Source organism: Pseudolabrys sp. (assembly GCF_050250095.1).
Lineage (GTDB): Bacteria > Pseudomonadota > Alphaproteobacteria > Rhizobiales > Xanthobacteraceae > Pseudolabrys.
The window spans coordinates 49,107-66,271 of record NZ_JBFWPH010000003.1 but is presented as its reverse complement, the minus strand read 5'-3'; the positions used below and the strand labels follow the sequence as shown (position 1 = coordinate 66,271).

Genomic DNA, 17,165 nt, shown 5'->3' with positions numbered 1-17,165 from the left:
CCTGTGACATGGTCGTTCTCTCCGAGCTTTAATCCTGTCCGCCGAGCTTGCGGTAGACGCGGTGCGCCACCACGAAGTCGTTGGCGTCGATGCCGAGGCCGCGGCAGGCGTTCATGATTTCATTGGCGGCGGCGGCGAGCGGCACCGGACTGCCGAGCGTGCGGCCGAGCGTCAACGCCAGCGTCATGTCCTTCTGCTGCAGCGTCACGTCGGCGAGCGGTTTCGCCGGCATCTTGCCGTCGATCACGAACGGCCCGCGATAGCCGAGCACTGGCGAGGCCGCGACGCTTTTCAGGATCGCGTCCACCGCGATCTCGCGGCCGACGCCGCCTTTCTCCGCCAGCGCCACCGCCTCACCGAAGCAGATCACCTCGACCATCAGCAGCAGGTTGATGGCGATCTTCATCTGGCAGGCCATGCCGCTCTCGCCGATATGCGTGACCTTGGGGCCGATCGCGAGCAGCACCGGCGTCACCTTGTCGAACGCCGCCTTGTCGCCGCCGATCATGATCGAGGCCTGTCCGGCCTTCACGGTGACGGGGCTGCCGGAGATCGGGCCGTCGAGCATCGTCAGTCCGGCCTTGGCGAAGGCCGCGGACACCTCGCGGCTGTCGCTCGGCAGGATCGTGCTCATGTCGATATAGACGCCGTCTTTTTTCAGTCCGGACACGATGCCGTCCGGCCCGAGCGCGACGGCCTTCACGGCGGCGCCGTCGGTGACGATCGAGAACACGATCTCGGATTGCGCGGCGACTTCGCGCGGCGTGCCGCCCCAGCGCATGCCTTGCGCGATCAGCGGTTCGGCCTTGCCGCGCGAGCGGTTCCAGCCGGTAACGGTGTGTCCGGCCTCGATCAGCCGCGGCACGATCAACTGGCCCATGTCGCCGAGGCCGATAAATCCGATGTTCATTTCCGGGAAGCCCTGTTTCCGTGAGTCTGCAAACGCCGCTCGACGCGCACGGCGGCGGGCGGCTGCGTCGATTCCCGCGCGACCAGCGCGACCGGCAGCACGATATGCCGAGGCGTGGTGACGCTCTTCGTAATGATGCCGACCATGGCCTCGGCGGCCTCGAGGCCGGCGCGGTGATGTTGCACGCGCACCGTGGTGAGCGGCGGATAAAGCCGGTCGCAGAGCGGCATGTCGTTGAAGCCGGTCACCGAGATGTCGCGCGGGCAATCGATGCCGTGGCGGCGCAGCGTCGTGACGACGCCGACCGCGAGCCGGTCGTTGGCGCAGACGATGGCCGTGAACTTGCGGCCCGTGGCGAGCAGTTCCTCGGCGCAGCGCTCGCCTTCGGTCTCGTTGAAGGCGCGCGCGAACGAGGCGAGCGGCTGCGCCGCGCCAAGCTTCAGCCTCTCGCAATGATGGACGTAGCTCGAATAGCGGTTGTAACCGGTCGAGATCGTCTGCGGGCCGGCGATGGTGACGATGTTGCGATGGCCGAGCGAGGCGAGATGGGTCAGCACCTGCCGGACGCCGTCGTCCTCGTCATGCACGACGGAGGAATAATCGGTGTCGTCGGTGCGGCGGCTGACGGTGACGACCGGCAATCCCTCGGCCGCGGTCACGGCGTCGCGATCGTGGCGCAATACGCTGGCGAGGATCAGCCCGTCGACGCCGCGGCCGCGCATCGAGTCGATCACCTGCGCTTCCTTCTGCGCGTTGCCGTCGGTGTTGGCGATCACCGCGACATAGCCGTGCCGCGCGAGCCCGTCCTCGATGCCGCGAATGATCGGCGGAAACACCGGGTCGGTGATGTCGGGGATGACGACGCCGACGATGCGCGAGCGGTTGGTCTTCAGGTTGTAGGCGGCGGCGTTCGGGCGATAGCCGCGCCGTGCGCTGGCGCGGCGGATCTTGTCGGCCAGGCCCGGCGAAACGCCGTGCCTGGTCTCGGGGTTGAGCGCGCGCGAGATCGTCGAGACATGCAGCCCGAGGTCGCGCGCGATGTCCTTGAGCGTCGGGCGCTTGTGGGCGGACGATTTCGGGTTCTTCTTCAACGCGACATCCCGTCTCTGTCGATCCGGGCCGGATGGCCCGGATCGCATTCCGATCGCTGCGTCACATGACCTATTGCAGCGGGTACTTCAAGTTCCCGGCCTTGTACTTCGGCGGATAGACGACGACCTGACGCGACCAGTCGGTGAACTGCGCCATGTCGTTGCCGGTGACGCCCTGGAACTGGATGCAGATGATGCGGGCCTCGGTCCATTCACCGTCCGGCCCGAACGCGATCGGGCCGATGATGGTGTCGAATGTCGTCTTGCGGATGTAGTCGGCAAGCTTCGCATCGTCGGTCGATTTCGTCGCGGTGACCGCCTGCGCGAGAATCTGCCCCGCCGCGTAGGCGTAGGGCGGATAGGTGTAGCCGAGCGGGTCGGTGCCGATGTCCTTGGCACGCTTCTGGTACTCGTCCATGAAGGCCTTGGTGCCGGTGAACTGCAGGCTCGGCGCCGGGATGTAGAACTCGTTGCTGATGTAGCCGTTCACCAGCGGGCCAAGCTGCTGCTTGATGCCGGTGACGAGCAGGCCGAGCATCGCGCCGCCGATCATCTTCGGCTTGAAGTCGACTTCCTGCGAGGCGCGAATGATGCCGACGGTGTCGATCGGCAGCGTCGCCGCATAGACGAAGTCGGGATTGGCGGCCTTCATTGCCCGCACGATCGACGTGAAGTCGCTGGTGTTGAGCGGGTAGGCGCGGTCGAACACGACCTCGAAGCCCATCTTCTTGGCGTTTTCGCGCGCGCCGTCGAGCGCGTTGCGGGAATATTCGACGTCGGCGCCGACCAGCGCGACGCGCTTCGGCTTCGGGTTTTGCTCGGCGGCGAGATCGAACACGCATTTCGAATAGTTCGCCGGCGAGGGGCCTTGCGAGTTCATCGAGAAGTATTGCGGGTACTTGAAACTCTTGTTGGCGCCGAGGCCGAAGATGCCGAGCGTCATGCGCTTCTTCTGGATGATGCCGGGCAGCGCGGCGGCGATCACGTTGGTGCTGTAGGGGCCGATGATGAGGTCGACATTGTCGACGCCGATCAGCTTGGCGTAGATGCCGGGCGCGTTGGCCGGCTTACCCTGGTCGTCGTAGTAGACAAGCTCGACCTGGCGGCCGAGCAGGCCGCCCTTTTTATTGATGTCGTCGCGCCAGATTTCGAGTCCCGCCAGCACCTGCTTGCCGGCCGGCGAGGTCGGGCCGGTGAGGCTGAGGCTCAGGCCGATGCGGAGCGGATCGGCCGCCGCCGCTGGCGCGGCGGACAACGACAATGCGGCGATGACGGCGAATGCGGCCGCCGCGCAGGCGCGCGCGGCGCGCAGCATCGGTGCGCGAATGGTCATGATGAACTCCCTCCCCATGCTTGGCTTGTCCGGCGTTCCGGATCGCCCGCGAGCCTAGCAGCTTTGCAAAAGATGGCAAACGATTGCCATCGCCGCGCGGGGGTGGAATAGTGCGGGCAACGAGTTCAAGAAAACGGAATTGGGGAGGCTGCCAATGATCAAGGGTTCCGCGGGCGTCTTGATGCCGACGTCGATCATCGGGTCGCTGCCGCGGCCCAGCTGGTACAACGCCACGCTCGGCTCGCACAGCTTTCTCGAGGCGATGGTCAATTCGCGCTACCGCGAGCAGTACGAGGACGCGGTGTCGTCGTTCCTGCGCGCGCAGGAGATCGCGGGCCTCGACATCTGCACCGACGGCGACGCTCACTATGACGAGGAAGTGGGCGGCATGAGCTGGCAGAGCTACGCGCCGCGCCATATGGACGGCTTCAGCAAGGAGCCGCAGGCCTCCATATACAATGTCGGCGCGGTCGCCTATCCGCGCGGCCACATCCTGCACGACTTCCTCGAGGCGCGCGTGTTCCCGAAAGTCACCGGGCCGATCGGGCGGGGCAACCTGCAATACGCCGCGATGTGGAAGGTGGCGCAGCGCATGACGAAACGCCCGGTCAAGTTCGGCACCATCCTGCCCGAACTGCTCGCGGCGTCCGTTGCCGACGAGCACTACAAGGACCCGGTCGAGCGCACCATGGCCTTCAGCGAGGCGCTCAACGCGGAGCTGAACGAACTCGCCGACGCCGGCTGTCCGGTCGTCCAGATGGAAGAGCCGCAAATCCATATGGTGCCGGTGCGCGGCAAGGCGTTCGGCAAGCTCGATGTGAAAGAGCTGATCGGCATCTTCAACAACACGGTGAAGGGCCTGGCCAGGAAAACCGAGGTGTGGTGCCACACCTGTTGGGGCAACCCGTCGCAGCAGCGCATTTTCAAGGAAACGCAGAGCTATCAGCCCACGCTGGAGGCGTTGAACGAACTCGACGCCGACGTCATCACCTTCGAGACCTGCTCGTCGGGGCCGGGCGACCTGAAAGCGATCGGCGAGCGCATCAAGGACAAGAAAGTCGTCATCGGCGTCATCGACCACCACACGCTGCAGGTCGAGCGTCCGGAAGACATCGCCGCGCTGATCCGCGAAGCGCTGAAATACATTCCGCCGGAGCGGCTCATCATTTCGTCGGACTGCGGCATGGGCCGCGAGGGCATGGGCCGCCGCCATGCCTCCTACAAGATGGTTTCGATGGTGCTCGGCACGAATATCGTGAAGCGGGAACTCGGCCTGCCGCCGGCGGAGTGTCTCGCGGCCGATCCGCGCTATTCGCTGACCATTACCAAAAGCTGACGAAGCAGGGCAGGTGGCGCGGGTTATGGCAGCTTGTCGTAGCCTTCGCTGAAGCCCTTGAGGCTCATCGGGAAGCCGACACCTTCTTCCGGCGTCTGGAAGATGATGAAGGTCGCGGTCTTGCCGCTGCGCAGCTTTTTCAGCAGTTCGTCGTCCATTACCACTTCGGCGATGCAGCCGTTCGGCAGGCAGCGCACGAAGCCGGCGCGGCCGATGTCGGTCTGGTCGATCTTGAGGCCGAGGCCCGACGGCAGCAGCACGCCGAGCGGCGCCACCACCCGCATCAGCTTGCTCTTCTGGTCGGCGGTCTTGAGGACGATGACGGTGAGGCCGACATTGGCGCGATCTTCGGCTGTGACGCTCTGCATCAGGGCGCACTGTTCGCCGGACGCTCCGGGCGGGGTATCGCAGCGGATCTGCCAGTCCTGATGAACCGAGCGGACCGCGCCCTGCGCGAAGCCTTCCGTCGCGCAACCGGCCGTGACCGCCGCCGCCAGCAGGGCGGCCTGCGCGATCGACTTGAACCATGCCGGAATGGCTGCCGCCACGCCCGATTTCCGTGTCATTCCGACCCTCTGCGCCGGCCGTGAAAAGGGACCGGCCCGTCCGAATCGCCCGCCGGTTCGCATCATAGTGCGTGGACCGGTTGGGTCACGCCCCGCCGGCGATGTCAAGCAAGAGCGGCTTGCGGAAGGCCGCCGCCGCGCGCCGCGGAGGCCCGAATTATTCTGCATTTCAGACATCTGGGGGTAAGCCCGTCCGCCGTTTTTCCTCGTTCCAAGGTGCATTGCGGCTGCCGCCGAATTGTGGTTTGAGAGGCCGGGATTTCCCCCCGTCCCGCCGCGCGACAACGCAAGGTGCCACGCCCGTGGCAGGCAGCCGCGCGTTGCGGGACCGAGCCGGATATCAAGCCTGCGATGCGCGGCAGTTGGGACCCATCGCGGCTGATTTTCGTCGAAGGAGCGCGGACGAAGATGCGGGAATTCAATCGGTTGATCGCCACTCTGGTCGCATGCGTCACCATTTTGGCCGGAAGCGGGATGGCGTGGGCAGGGCTCGGGCAACCGTCGCCGTGGCAGCTCGGGCCGCAGCAGGCGGCCTCGCCGGTGATGGAAGACATCGTCTGGTTCCACCACTATCTGCTGTGGCTGATCGTCCTCATCTCGGTGTTCGTGCTGGCGCTGCTCCTCTACGTGATGGTGCGCTTCAACGCGCGCCGCAATCCGACGCCGTCGCGCACCACGCACAACACGCTGATCGAGGTGCTCTGGACCGTGGTGCCCGTGGTGATCCTCGTCACCATCGCGGTTCCCTCGTTCCGCCTCCTGTTTCTTCAGCTCGAGGTGCCGAAAGCCGACGTCACCGTGAAGGCGACCGGCAAGCAGTGGTTCTGGACCTACAGCTATCCCGACGCGAAGATCGAATTCGACTCGCTGATGGTGCAGACGAAGGATCTGAAGGCCGACCAGCCGCGCCTCCTGTCGGTCGATAACGAGCTCGTCGTGCCGGTCAACAAGGTGGTGCGCGTTCTGACCACCGGCGCCGACGTCATCCACGCCTTCGCGGTGCCGTCGTTCGGCATCAAGATCGACGCGATCCCCGGCCGCATCAACGAGACCTGGTTCAAGGCGACCAAGGAAGGCATGTATTACGGCCAGTGCTCCGAGCTGTGCGGCAAGGATCACGCCTTCATGCCGATCGCCGTCCGCGTGGTCAGCGACAGCGCCTACACGGCGTGGCTCGATCAGGCGAAGAAGAAGTTTGCCACCGACGACAGCGCCCCCGCGCCGAAGGTCGCGGAGGGCGACGCCGCCAAGCCGCAGCTCGCGGCGGCGGAAGCCGTTCGGTGACGCGGGCGAAAGAAGCGGAACGTAATTAGGCGGCGACATCACTCCGGTCTGTAAGGACGAGAACAATGGCTACCCACGCAGCAGCTCACGGCGCTCACGACGACCACGGCCATCCGACCGGCTGGCGGCGGTTCGTCTATTCGACGAACCACAAGGACATCGGCACCATGTATCTGGTGTTCGCGCTGATGGCCGGTGTGATCGGCGGCGCGCTGTCGATCGGCATGCGCCTCGAGCTGCAGGAACCGGGCATGCAGATCTTCGCCGATCCGCACACCTTCAACGTGTTCACCACCGCGCACGGCCTGATCATGATCTTCTTCATGGTGATGCCGGCGATGATCGGCGGCTTCGGCAACTGGTTCGTGCCGCTGATGATCGGCGCGCCGGACATGGCGTTCCCGCGGATGAACAACATCTCGTTCTGGCTGTTGCCGGCTTCGTTCTCGCTGCTCATCATCTCGCTGTTCGTCGAGGGCGAGCCGGGCGCCAACGGCGTCGGCGGCGGCTGGACCCTCTACGCGCCGCTGTCGACCTCGGGCCATCCGGGACCGGCCGTCGACTTCGCGATCCTGTCGCTGCATCTGGCCGGCGCGTCGTCGATCCTCGGCGCCATCAACTTCATCACCACCATCTTCAACATGCGCGCGCCGGGCATGACCCTGCACAAGATGCCGCTGTTCGTGTGGTCGATCCTGGTGACGGTGTTCCTGCTGCTGCTGTCGCTGCCGGTTCTCGCCGGCGCGATCACCATGCTGCTCACCGACCGTAACTTCGGCACCACCTTCTTCACGGCCGAAAACGGCGGCGACCCGATCCTCTACCAGCACCTGTTCTGGTTCTTCGGTCACCCCGAGGTCTACATTCTCATCCTGCCGGGCTTCGGCATGATCTCGCAGATCGTGTCGACCTTCTCGCGCAAGCCGGTGTTCGGCTATCTCGGCATGGCCTACGCCATGGTCGCGATCGGCGGCATCGGCTTCGTGGTGTGGGCGCATCACATGTACACGGTCGGCATGTCGACCGGCGCGCAGGCCTACTTCGTCGCCGCCACGATGGTGATCGCGGTGCCGACCGGCGTGAAGATCTTCTCGTGGATCGCCACCATGTGGGGCGGTTCCATCGAGTTCAAGACGCCGATGCTGTGGGCGTTCGGCTTCATCTTCCTGTTCACGGTCGGCGGCGTCACCGGCGTCGTGCTCGCCAATGCGGGCGTCGACCGCATCCTGCAGGACACCTATTACGTCGTCGCGCACTTCCACTATGTGCTGTCGCTCGGCGCGGTGTTCGCGATCTTCGCCGGCTGGTACTACTGGTTCCCGAAGATCTCCGGCTACATGTACAACGACACCATCGGCAAGCTGCACTTCTGGGTCACCTTCATCGGCGTGAACCTGGTGTTCTTCCCGCAGCACTTCCTCGGCCTCGCCGGCATGCCGCGCCGCTACGCGGATTATCCGGATGCGTTCGCCGGCTGGAATCTGGTGTCGTCGATCGGCTCCTACATTTCCGGCTTCGCCGTGCTGATCTTCTTCTTCGGCATGATCGAGGCTTTCGTGAAGAAGCGGGTCGCCGGCAACAACCCGTGGGGTCCCGGCGCGACCACGCTCGAGTGGACGCTGACCTCGCCGCCGCCGTTCCATCAGTTCGAAACGCTGCCGCGGATCAAGTAAAGCTCGGACAGGGTACGGATCATGTCGCTCGTCAGCGAAGGCGCCGATTTCCGCGGACCGCTCGGTTCCGCGGCGGCGCTGTCGCATGGCGGTCCGGCCGAGCCGAGCCTTGCGAGCGCGGGCGACTACTTCCGGCTCCTGAAGCCGCGGGTGATGTCGCTCGTGGTGTTCACCGCCTTCACCGGCCTCGCCATCGCGCCGGGCGCGATCCATCCGGTGATGGCGTTCACGGCGCTGTTGTGCATCGCCGTCGGCGCCGGCGCGGCCGGCGCGCTGAACATGTGGTACGACGCCGACATCGACGCGCAGATGACGCGGACGCGCACCCGGCCGATTCCCGCCGGTCGCGTGCAGCCGGGTGAGGCGCTCGCCTTCGGTCTGGTCCTGTCGGGCTTCGCGGTGGTGACGCTCGGCCTGATGGTAAACCTGCTGGCCGCGGGTCTGCTCGCCTTCACGATCTTCTTCTATGCCGTCATCTACACCGCGTGGCTCAAGCGCGGCACGCCGCAGAACATCGTGATCGGCGGCGCCGCCGGCGCCTTTCCGCCGATGATCGGCTGGGCGGCCGTGACCGGATCGCTCGCGATCGAGCCGCTGGTCCTGTTCCTCATCATCTTCTTCTGGACGCCGCCGCACTTCTGGGCGCTGGCGATCTACAAGAAGGACGATTACGCGCGCGCCGGGGTGCCGATGCTGCCGGTGGTCGCCGGCGATGCGACGACGCGGCTGCAAATTTTGATCTATACGCTGGTTCTCGTGCCGCTTGGCGTCGCGCCCTGGATGCTCGGCTTCGCCGGCGTCATCTACGGCGTGACGGCGGTGGTCACCGGCGCGGCGATGCTCGCGCTCGCCGTCCAGGTCTACCGGGAGCGGGCGCCGCAGGAGCGCGCGTGCCGGAACCTGTTCGCCTTTTCGATCCTGTACCTGTTCCTGCTGTTCGCCGTTCTGCTGGCGGAGCAGGGCTGGGGCGGCGCGCTTCTCCGGTTCGCCGCGTAACCCATGGACGCTGTGATGAATCAGCGCGATGACGAGGGCATCGTTCTTACCGAGGCGCAAAAGAAGGCGCGCCGCAGCCGCTCCATTGCGCTCGCGCTGGTGCTCGCCGCGCTGGTCGTGCTGTTCTACGTCATCACGCTGGTGAAGGGGCCAGGCGTTCTGGTGCGCCCGCTATGACCAACAAGCCTTCGGCCCACAAGCGTTCCACCACCCGCCGCGATCTCATCGTTGCCGGCGGCTTCGGCTTCGTCGCCGCCGCGATGGTCGGCGCGGCCTATGCCGCGGTGCCGCTCTATAACTGGTTCTGCCGTACCACCGGCTTCGGCGGCACCACACAGGTCGCGCATGCCGCGCCCGGCAAGGTGCTCGACCGCACGATCGCAGTGCGGTTCGACGGCAACGTCGCGGCCGGGCTGCCGTGGAAGTTCGTGCCGGAAAAGAACGAAATCACCGTCAAGATCGGTGAGGTGGCGACCGCTTACTACAAGGTGATCAACGAGTCCGCCCGCCAGACCCTGGCGCAGGCGTCCTACAACGTCTCGCCGCCGACGGTCGGCATCTATTTCCAGAAGATCAACTGCTTCTGTTTCACCGAGCAGCAGATGGCGCCGGGCGAAACGCGCGAGATGGCGGTGGTGTTCTACGTCGATCCCAAGCTCGCCGAGGATCGCGACCAGGACACGCTGAACACGATCACGCTGTCTTACACGTTTTTTCCTCTGCAGCAGCCGGCGCGGCCGCTCGCGGAGGTCAAGACTGGCAAGCCTTCGGGCAAGCTTTAGGAATGAGGCCGGCGTGACCCACGCCGCATGAGGAATCGGAACGGAGACGACGATGGCTGAGGCTCATACCAAGCACCACGATTACCACCTGGTCGACCCCAGCCCGTGGCCGGCGGTCGGCTCGGTTTCGGCTTTCGTGATGGCGGTCGGCGCGATCACCTGGATGCACCACTCCTTCGCCGCCGCGCCGCTGGTGTTCGGCGTCGGCGTCATCGGCGTGCTCTATACCTTCATCGCCTGGTGGCGCGACGTGATCCGCGAGGCGGAGCATGGCGGCTATCACACCCGCGTGGTGCAGATCTCGCACCGCTACGGCATGATCCTGTTCATCGCCTCCGAGGTGATGTTCTTCGTCGCCTGGTTCTGGGCCTACTTCAACACCGCGCTGTTTCCCGGCGAGGCTCACGAGGTCGGCCGGCTTGCCTTCACCGGCGGCGTGTGGCCGCCGAAGGGCATCGAGACCTTCGATCCCTGGCACCTGCCGCTGCTGAACACGCTGATCCTGCTCACCTCGGGCACCACGGTGACCTGGGCGCATCACGCGCTGCTGGAGGACGATCGCGAAGGCCTCAAGTGGGGCCTGATCCTCACCATCGCGCTCGGCCTGACCTTCACCTGCGTGCAGGCGTTCGAATACATGCATGCGGCCTTCGCCTTCAAAGGCAACATCTACGGTGCCACTTTCTTCATGGCGACCGGCTTCCACGGCGCGCATGTCATCATCGGCTCGCTGTTCCTGATCGTGTGCCTGTTCCGGGCACTCGCCGGGCATTTCAATTCCAAGCAGCATCTCGGCTTCGAGTTCGCCGCGTGGTACTGGCACTTCGTCGACGTGGTGTGGCTGTTCCTGTTCGTCTGCATCTATGTCTGGGGCGCCGGCGCTCACGCCGGGGCCGGCGGACACTGACGCGGCCGCCGTCGCATTTGAGGATTGCAGGGGGCGGCTCCCACGGGCCGCCCTTTTGCTTTGAAGAAGGTCCGCGTGAGGTCGATCCGATGAACGAATTTCAGAAATTTGCGCCGGGCCGCCTGCCGATCGTCCGCGGTCTGCTCGGCCGCTGTCCGCGTTGCGGGCAAGGCTCGATGTTCCGCGGCTTCCTCAATCTGCGGGAGCGCTGCGAATCCTGTGCTCTCGATTTCGGCTTCGCCGACGCCGGCGACGGGCCGGCGGTCTTCGTCATCATGATCGGCGGCGCGGTCGTGGTGTTCGTGGCGCTTCTGACCGAGGTTGTGTTCCAGCCGCCGTTCTGGCTGCACGCGGCGCTGTGGTTGCCGCTGATTCTGACCGTCACATTATTGCCGCTGCGGATGGTCAAGGGACTGCTGATCGCCCTGCAATATCACCACAGGGCGGCCGAGGGGCGGCTCGAGCGGCGAAACGACAGTCAATGACGGACGACACGACGCGAAGCCTGGCTTTCCCGACGCTTTTCGCGCTCTGCGGCGTCGCCGTGCTGATCGGCCTCGGTGTCTGGCAGCTCGAGCGGCTGAGGTGGAAAGAAGGTCTGATCGCGACGCTTGATGCGCGGCTTGCCGCCTCGCCGGTCGCGCTGCCGCCGCCGCCGCGCTGGCCGGCGCTCGCGCAGGCGAATGATGAATTTCGCCGCGTCAACTTCAGCGCCGACTTCATCGCGGGGCAGGAGGCGCTGGTCTATGCGACCGGCAGCGCGTTGCGCAGCGACGTGAAGGGTCTCGGCTACTGGGTGTTCGCGCCGGCGCGGCTTGCCGGCGGCGGCATCGTTCTCGTCAACCGCGGCTTCGTGCCGGCGGATCGCAAGGCGCCGGACAGCCGGCCGCAAAGCGCGGTGGATGGCGTGGTCGACGTCACCGGCCTGATGCGCTGGCCCGAGCGGCGCGGCCTGTTCACGCCGGACGACGATGCGCGCGGCAATGTCTGGTATGCCCGCGATCCCGCGGCGATCGCGGCGGCGAAAGGCTGGGGCGCGGTCGCGCCGTTCTACATCGACATGGAAGCGCCGCAGCTGGCGGGCGGCCTGCCGCGCGTCGCCCCGATCAGGACGATCCGGCTGACGAACAACCATCTGCAATATGCGCTGACCTGGTTCGCGCTCGCGGCGGGTCTTGCCGCTGTTTATCTGGTCTGGCTGTTCGGCCGGCGGCGGAAATCGCCCTGAATAGGCGCTTTCTTGTGAAAGCCGGCCTGCGCGGCTACTGTGCGCGGATTGTTGACAGTATCCGCTGACGCATACTGTCTGCCGAAAATCTAAAGCGAATTCAATGCGTTATGTCTCAACACGGGGCGAGGCGGCCCCGCTCGGGTTTGTCGATGTCATGCTCGCGGGCCTGGCCCGCGACGGCGGTCTCTATGTGCCCGAGAGCTGGCCGCAGATCCCGGCCGCCGACATCGCGAAGCTGGCCGGCCGGCCTTATGCCGACGCCGCCTTCGAGGTGATCCGCCTTTTCACTGGCGGCACCATCGCCGACGCCGATCTCGCCCGCATGTGCCGCGAGGCTTATGGCGATTTCCGTCATCCGGCGACCGCGCCGCTCGTTCAGTTGCGGCCCGACGTCTTCGTGCTCGAGCTGTTCCACGGGCCGACGTTGGCGTTCAAGGATCTCGCCATGCAGCTCGTCGCGCGGCTGATGGACCATGTGCTGCGCGAGCGCGGCGAGCGCACCACGATCGCGGTCGCGACCTCCGGCGACACCGGCGGCGCTGCGGTCGAGGCCTTCCGCGGCCGTTCGCAGATCGATGTGGTGGCGCTTTTCCCGCACGGCCGCGTCTCCGACGTTCAGCGCATGATGATGACGACGGCGAACGACCCCAACGTTCACGCGCTCGCCATCGAAGGCACGTTCGACGATTGCCAGGCGCTGGTGAAGGGCATGTTCAATCATCACGCCTTCCGCGACCGCGTGCGGCTGTCGGGCGTCAATTCGATCAACTGGGCGCGGATCGTCGCGCAGATCGTCTACTACTTCACGTCGGCGGTTGCGCTGGGCAGCCCGCATCGCAAGGTCGCCTTCACGGTGCCGACCGGCAATTTCGGCGACATCTTCGCCGGCTATGCCGCGGCCCGCATGGGTTTGCCCATCGACCGGCTGGTGGTCGCCACCAACGTCAACGACATTCTGGCGCGGACGCTGACGTCCGGCACCTATGACATCCGCGAGGTCGTCGCGACCGCGTCGCCCTCGATGGATATTCAGGTGTCGTCGAATTTCGAGCGGCTGCTGTTCGACGCCTACGGCCGCGACGCCGCGCCGGTGCGCGCGTTGATGGGCTCGCTCGCGCAGTCCAGGAGTTTCACGCTGTCGTCGGCCGCGCTCGGCGAAATCCGCAAGCGCTTCAGCGCCGGCCGCGCCGATGAGGATGAGACGGCGGCGACCATGCGCGCCGTGCGGCGGGAGAGCGGTTATGTCGTCGATCCGCACACCGCGGTCGGCCTCGCCGTGATCGAGAAAGAGAACCGCAATCCGGCCGTGCCGATGGTCGCGCTGTCGACCGCGCACCCGGCCAAATTCCCGGACGCGGTCGAGGCCGCCTGCGGGGTGCGACCGGCCTTGCCGGATTGGCTTGGCGACCTGATGTCGCGCAAGGAGCAGTTTACGACCCTTCCGGCCGACCAGGCGGCGGTCGAGAAGTTTGTAGCGAGTGCGTCGCGCGCTGCGCGACAGGGAGCAATGGCATGAGCGTCGAAGTCACCCGTCTTCCGTCCGGTCTCACCATCGTGACCGACGAGATGCCGCATCTGGAAACCGCCTCGCTCGGCGTCTGGGTTGGCTCGGGAAGCCGCGACGAACTTGCCGACGAGCACGGCATTTCGCATCTGCTCGAACATATGGCTTTCAAGGGCACGACGCGCCGCAGCGCCCGCGCGATCGCCGAGGAGATCGAGGCGGTCGGCGGCGATCTGAACGCCGCGACCAGCGTGGAGACCACCGCCTACTACGCCCGCGTGCTGCGCGCCGACGTACCGTTGGCGATCGACGTGCTGTCGGACATCCTGTCCGATCCGAGCTTCGATCCGGCCGAACTCGCGCGCGAGCAAAACGTGATCGTGCAGGAGATCGGTGCTACCGAGGATGCGCCGGACGATGTGGTGTTCGACCGGCTTCAGGAAACTGCGTTCCCCGACCAGCCGGTTGGCCGCTCGATCCTCGGTACGCCGGAGACGGTGCGCTCATTCAATCCGGAGCGGCTGCGCGCCTATCTCGCGCGGAACTATCGCGCCCCCGACATGGTGGTGGCGGCGACCGGCGCGGTGCAGCACCGGGCGGTCGTCGACGAGGTGCAGCGGCGTTTCGGCAGCTTCGCCGGTCCGGCGGCGCCGGTGCCGGCTCCCGCGACGTTCGGCGGCGGCACCCGTGTCGAGACGCGCGACCTCGAGCAGGCCCACATCGCCATGGCGCTGCAGGGGCTGCCGATCAAGCACCCGGATCTCTACAGCCTTCAGGTTTTCACCATTGTGCTCGGCGGCGGGATGTCCTCGCGGCTGTTCCAGGAGGTGCGCGAGAAGCGCGGGCTTTGCTACACGATCAGCGCCTTCCACATGCCTTATTCGGACACCGGGCTGTTCGGGCTTTATTCGGGCACCGACAGCGCCGACGCGCCGGAACTGATGAAAGTCGTGATCGACCAGATCGCCGACGCCACCGAAACGATTTCGGACGGCGAGGTCGCCCGCGCCAAGGCGCAGATGAAGGCCGGCCTGTTGATGGCGCTGGAAAGCTCCGGCGCCCGCGCCGAGCAGCTCGCGCGCCAGTTGATCGCCTATGGCCGCCCGGTGCCGCTGGAAGAGATCGTCGCCAAGATCGAGGCGGTGACGGCCGCCAGCGCGCGCGCCGCCGGCCGCCTGCTGATCGGGCGCGGCAGGCCCGCGGTCTCCGCCCTCGGCCCCGGCCAAGGTCTTGAAAAGACAGCCGCAATTGCTGAAACTCTGATCCGCAGGGCGGCCTGATCGCGCCCGCGTCCACGGGCAGCGCCGATGGCGTTTTTTCGAGCCGTCAGTTTCAACGAAACGTCGCCGACGCTTGCCGGCGAGGGCGTTCTTTTGCGTGCGCCGCAGATGACGGACTACGCGGAATGGGCGTCGTTGCGCGAACGAAGCCGCGACTTCCTGACGCCGTGGGAGCCGGTGTGGCCGTCCGACGATTTGAGCCGCGCCGCGTTCCGCCGCCGCGTCAAGCGCTACGTCGAAGACCAGCGCAACGACCAGTCCTATGCCTTTCTGATTTTCCGGGCCGACACCAATTCGCTGGTCGGCGGGCTGACGATCGCCAATATCCGCCGCGGTGTGGCGCAGGCCGGCAGCGTCGGCTACTGGATCGGGCAGCCCTTCGTTCGCTGCGGCTACATGACCGCGGCGGTGCGGACGGTGCTGCCCTTTTCATTTTCGACCCTGCGGCTGCATCGGCTGGAGGCGGCGTGCATTCCAACCAACACCCCGTCGATCCGCCTGCTGGAAAAATGCGGCTTCGTGCGCGAGGGCTACGCCCGCGAATATCTCTGCATTAACGGCGCCTGGCAGGATCACCTGCTTTACGCGCGGCTGCGCGACAGCGCGCCGCAGCCGGCCGGGCACTGAGGTTTCGATGAAACGGCGGCGGTTCGATATTCGGGCCGGCAACCGAGCCTTGGGATTGCCAAGGTCGGTTTGCTATAAAGGCCGGAACGAAGACGAGCGGAGTGTTGTTGCGATGGGTGTTATCGGGAATTCTCGCCAACGGACGGCCGGCACGACTGCCGTGGCCCTGCTGTTCGCGCTGGCGGCGGGTGGCTGCTCGTCGATGTCGAGCGTGCTGCCGGAATCGATGACGCCGTCGTCATCCTCGTCGATCTTCTCGACCGCGCCGCAGGCGCCGGCGTCGCCGGCCACGGCCGCCAATCAGGGCATCACGGACGCCAGCGATTTCGAGTGTCCGAACGTCACGGTGCGGACCGGAACCTCGACGCTGATCATCGTCGACAAGACGAAGAAAGCGGAAGCGGACTCACCGCTCTCGCTGAAATATCAGGGCAGCATCGTCAACACGGCGCGCGAATGCAAATACGCCGCCGGCATCGTGACGATGAAAGTGGGTATCGAGGGTCGCATCATCACCGGGCCGGCTGGCGGACCGGGCCAGGTCGACGTTCCGCTGCGCATCGCCGTCGTGCACGAGGGTCCGCAGCCGAAGGTCGTGTTGTCGAAGCTTGCGCGGCTTGCCGTTGCGGTGACGGATGGTTCCGCCGGCGCGACCTTCACGCATATCGATCCGGAAATTTCGTTCCCGATGCCGCGGCCGGCCGGCGACATCGATTCCTATATCGTCTATGTCGGCTACGATCAGCAGGCGCTCGAGCCGGCGAAAAAGCCGAGGGCGACGTCGCGCAAGCGGCGCTAGGACTACCGCCTACCAGCCGCGCAGCGCGGAAATCGTGCCCTTCAGGAGCCGCATGTCGGCGATCACCGTGCGCGCGCCGGCGCTTGTGAGCTGACCGGCGAGCTTGCCTTGCGCATGGCTGCCGCCGGCAAAGCCGACCACCGTCATTCCCGCGGCGTTGGCGGCTGCGACGCCGACGGGAGAGTCCTCGACGACGATGCAGTCGCGGGGTTCGACGCTCATCTTCTGCGCGACATAGATAAAGAGATCCGGCGCCGGCTTGCCGTTGCGCACGTCGCTGGCCGAGAAGAGATAAGGATCGAAGAAACGCAGCAGGTCGGTGGTATCGAGGCTGGTGCGGATGCGGTCGATCGGCGACGACGAGGCGACGCATTTCGGGCCGCGCAGCCACGACAGTGCGGTAGCGACGTGGCTGGTGGCGCGCAGCTCCTGCCGGAACCGCCTGAGCGTCGCGGCGGTAACGCGGCCGATGAAGTCGGCCGGCAGATTGCGCCCCGCCGCCTGCTCGATCGCCTGATACATGTCGGTCGGACGGCGGCCGGTGAAGTAGTGCGCGATGACCTCGGGCGTGAGGCCGAAACCGGCCTGCATGAGTTCTTCCGACGCGACCGCGGTTGCGATCCGCTCGCTGTCGACCAGCACCCCATTGCAGTCGAAAATAATCACAGGTCCTCCGACGCCGCGTTCGGCAATCTGGGTTACGCGACTATCGATTCGGACGAATCAGTTGCGCCAATCTAGACCGGCGTCCGCGCCTGACAATGCGGCGGGAGCGCCGCCAGGCGGCTTTTTTCACAGCACGGCGGGAATTAGCGGGGAAAAGCCCGTTAGGGACAACGGCGATTC

Annotated in this window: 18 protein-coding genes; 13 read left to right on the top strand and 5 right to left on the bottom strand. The window is 66.0% G+C overall.

Features of this window, described 5'->3' with window-relative positions:
* Positions 1-28 precede the first annotated feature (28 nt).
* The 3 genes from AB7F10_RS09775 to AB7F10_RS09765 form a co-directional block, all read right to left on the bottom strand.
* Positions 29-910: an NAD(P)-dependent oxidoreductase gene (locus AB7F10_RS09775; protein WP_428560210.1), complete on the bottom strand. Its 882-nt coding sequence runs from the start codon at positions 908-910 to the stop codon at positions 29-31.
* Positions 907-2,001 (bottom strand): LacI family DNA-binding transcriptional regulator, encoded by a 1,095-nt coding sequence (locus tag AB7F10_RS09770; RefSeq protein WP_428560208.1) that lies wholly within the window; start codon positions 1,999-2,001, stop codon positions 907-909. Before AB7F10_RS09770 ends, AB7F10_RS09775 begins: the two co-directional genes overlap by 4 nt.
* 70 nt (positions 2,002-2,071) lie before the next feature.
* Entirely contained in the window at positions 2,072-3,334 is a 1,263-nt protein-coding gene (locus tag AB7F10_RS09765; RefSeq protein WP_428560206.1) for an amino acid ABC transporter substrate-binding protein, read from the bottom strand.
* Between the two features lie 154 nt (positions 3,335-3,488).
* Here AB7F10_RS09765 and AB7F10_RS09760 point away from each other — a divergent pair, with 154 nt between their 5' ends.
* On the top strand, positions 3,489-4,670 hold the full coding sequence (locus AB7F10_RS09760) for a uroporphyrinogen decarboxylase family protein (RefSeq protein WP_428560204.1): 1,182 nt from the start codon (positions 3,489-3,491) through the stop codon (positions 4,668-4,670).
* A 23-nt stretch (positions 4,671-4,693) separates the two neighbouring features.
* Here AB7F10_RS09760 and AB7F10_RS09755 read toward each other — a convergent pair whose 3' ends face one another.
* Entirely contained in the window at positions 4,694-5,236 is a 543-nt protein-coding gene (locus tag AB7F10_RS09755) for an invasion associated locus B family protein (protein ID WP_428560202.1), read from the bottom strand.
* A gap of 408 nt (positions 5,237-5,644) precedes the next feature.
* On the opposite strand from AB7F10_RS09755, the gene coxB reads away from it, so the two are divergent.
* From coxB to AB7F10_RS09695, 12 genes are all read left to right on the top strand, one after another.
* Positions 5,645-6,520, top strand: coding sequence for a cytochrome c oxidase subunit II (coxB, locus tag AB7F10_RS09750; RefSeq protein ID WP_428560200.1), 876 nt, complete (start codon positions 5,645-5,647; stop codon positions 6,518-6,520).
* Between the two features lie 65 nt (positions 6,521-6,585).
* Positions 6,586-8,193, top strand: coding sequence for a cytochrome c oxidase subunit I (gene ctaD, locus AB7F10_RS09745; protein WP_428560197.1), 1,608 nt, complete (start codon positions 6,586-6,588; stop codon positions 8,191-8,193).
* A 21-nt stretch (positions 8,194-8,214) separates the two neighbouring features.
* Positions 8,215-9,189: a heme o synthase gene (locus AB7F10_RS09740; RefSeq protein ID WP_428560195.1), complete on the top strand. Its 975-nt coding sequence runs from the start codon at positions 8,215-8,217 to the stop codon at positions 9,187-9,189.
* A gap of 15 nt (positions 9,190-9,204) precedes the next feature.
* The gene (locus tag AB7F10_RS09735; RefSeq protein WP_428560193.1) at positions 9,205-9,366 is read left to right on the top strand and encodes a CoxF protein; all 162 of its coding nucleotides are present in this window, start codon (positions 9,205-9,207) and stop codon (positions 9,364-9,366) included.
* A complete protein-coding gene (locus tag AB7F10_RS09730; RefSeq protein ID WP_428560190.1) occupies positions 9,363-9,971 on the top strand; it encodes a cytochrome c oxidase assembly protein in 609 nt (202 codons plus the stop codon). The genes AB7F10_RS09735 and AB7F10_RS09730 overlap by 4 nt, the downstream gene beginning before the upstream one ends.
* 52 nt (positions 9,972-10,023) lie before the next feature.
* Positions 10,024-10,878, top strand: a complete 855-nt coding sequence (locus AB7F10_RS09725) for a cytochrome c oxidase subunit 3 (RefSeq protein ID WP_428560188.1) — start codon at positions 10,024-10,026, stop codon at positions 10,876-10,878.
* Positions 10,879-10,967: 89 nt separating this feature from the next.
* A complete protein-coding gene (locus tag AB7F10_RS09720; protein WP_428560186.1) occupies positions 10,968-11,363 on the top strand; it encodes a DUF983 domain-containing protein in 396 nt (131 codons plus the stop codon).
* Complete coding sequence (locus AB7F10_RS09715) at positions 11,360-12,106, top strand: SURF1 family protein (protein WP_428560184.1); 747 nt, start codon at positions 11,360-11,362, stop codon at positions 12,104-12,106. The genes AB7F10_RS09720 and AB7F10_RS09715 overlap by 4 nt, the downstream gene beginning before the upstream one ends.
* A 103-nt stretch (positions 12,107-12,209) precedes the next feature.
* Positions 12,210-13,625 carry a threonine synthase gene (gene thrC / locus AB7F10_RS09710; RefSeq protein WP_428560182.1) on the top strand — a complete coding sequence of 472 codons (1,416 nt, stop codon included), beginning with the start codon at positions 12,210-12,212 and terminating at the stop codon, positions 13,623-13,625.
* Positions 13,622-14,893: a M16 family metallopeptidase gene (locus tag AB7F10_RS09705; protein ID WP_428560179.1), complete on the top strand. Its 1,272-nt coding sequence runs from the start codon at positions 13,622-13,624 to the stop codon at positions 14,891-14,893. The genes thrC and AB7F10_RS09705 overlap by 4 nt, the downstream gene beginning before the upstream one ends.
* A 27-nt stretch (positions 14,894-14,920) precedes the next feature.
* Positions 14,921-15,520, top strand: coding sequence for a GNAT family N-acetyltransferase (locus tag AB7F10_RS09700; RefSeq protein WP_428560177.1), 600 nt, complete (start codon positions 14,921-14,923; stop codon positions 15,518-15,520).
* A gap of 160 nt (positions 15,521-15,680) precedes the next feature.
* Complete coding sequence (locus tag AB7F10_RS09695) at positions 15,681-16,319, top strand: hypothetical protein (RefSeq protein ID WP_428560175.1); 639 nt, start codon at positions 15,681-15,683, stop codon at positions 16,317-16,319.
* Positions 16,320-16,328: 9 nt separating this feature from the next.
* Here the strand turns inward: AB7F10_RS09695 and AB7F10_RS09690 are convergent, their stop codons facing one another.
* Positions 16,329-16,985 (bottom strand): HAD family hydrolase, encoded by a 657-nt coding sequence (locus AB7F10_RS09690; protein ID WP_428560173.1) that lies wholly within the window; start codon positions 16,983-16,985, stop codon positions 16,329-16,331.
* Between the last annotated feature and the right edge of the window lie 180 nt (positions 16,986-17,165).

What these genes read in the sequence shown, in the direction of transcription:
- AB7F10_RS09730 (WP_428560190.1), top strand. Translation starts at nt 9,363, where the DNA reads ATGACCAACAAGCCTTCGGCCCACAAGCGTTCCACCACCCGCCGCGAT.
- AB7F10_RS09760 (WP_428560204.1), top strand. Translation starts at nt 3,489, where the DNA reads ATGATCAAGGGTTCCGCGGGCGTCTTGATGCCGACGTCGATCATCGGG.
- thrC (WP_428560182.1), top strand. Translation starts at nt 12,210, where the DNA reads ATGCGTTATGTCTCAACACGGGGCGAGGCGGCCCCGCTCGGGTTTGTC.
- ctaD (WP_428560197.1), top strand. Translation starts at nt 6,586, where the DNA reads ATGGCTACCCACGCAGCAGCTCACGGCGCTCACGACGACCACGGCCAT.
- AB7F10_RS09740 (WP_428560195.1), top strand. Translation starts at nt 8,215, where the DNA reads ATGTCGCTCGTCAGCGAAGGCGCCGATTTCCGCGGACCGCTCGGTTCC.
- AB7F10_RS09755 (WP_428560202.1), bottom strand. Translation starts at nt 5,236, where the DNA reads ATGACACGGAAATCGGGCGTGGCGGCAGCCATTCCGGCATGGTTCAAG.
- AB7F10_RS09705 (WP_428560179.1), top strand. Translation starts at nt 13,622, where the DNA reads ATGAGCGTCGAAGTCACCCGTCTTCCGTCCGGTCTCACCATCGTGACC.
- AB7F10_RS09720 (WP_428560186.1), top strand. Translation starts at nt 10,968, where the DNA reads ATGAACGAATTTCAGAAATTTGCGCCGGGCCGCCTGCCGATCGTCCGC.
- AB7F10_RS09775 (WP_428560210.1), bottom strand. Translation starts at nt 910, where the DNA reads ATGAACATCGGATTTATCGGCCTCGGCGACATGGGCCAGTTGATCGTG.
- AB7F10_RS09715 (WP_428560184.1), top strand. Translation starts at nt 11,360, where the DNA reads ATGACGGACGACACGACGCGAAGCCTGGCTTTCCCGACGCTTTTCGCG.
- AB7F10_RS09735 (WP_428560193.1), top strand. Translation starts at nt 9,205, where the DNA reads ATGAATCAGCGCGATGACGAGGGCATCGTTCTTACCGAGGCGCAAAAG.
- coxB (WP_428560200.1), top strand. Translation starts at nt 5,645, where the DNA reads ATGCGGGAATTCAATCGGTTGATCGCCACTCTGGTCGCATGCGTCACC.
- AB7F10_RS09700 (WP_428560177.1), top strand. Translation starts at nt 14,921, where the DNA reads ATGGCGTTTTTTCGAGCCGTCAGTTTCAACGAAACGTCGCCGACGCTT.
- AB7F10_RS09765 (WP_428560206.1), bottom strand. Translation starts at nt 3,334, where the DNA reads ATGACCATTCGCGCACCGATGCTGCGCGCCGCGCGCGCCTGCGCGGCG.
- AB7F10_RS09725 (WP_428560188.1), top strand. Translation starts at nt 10,024, where the DNA reads ATGGCTGAGGCTCATACCAAGCACCACGATTACCACCTGGTCGACCCC.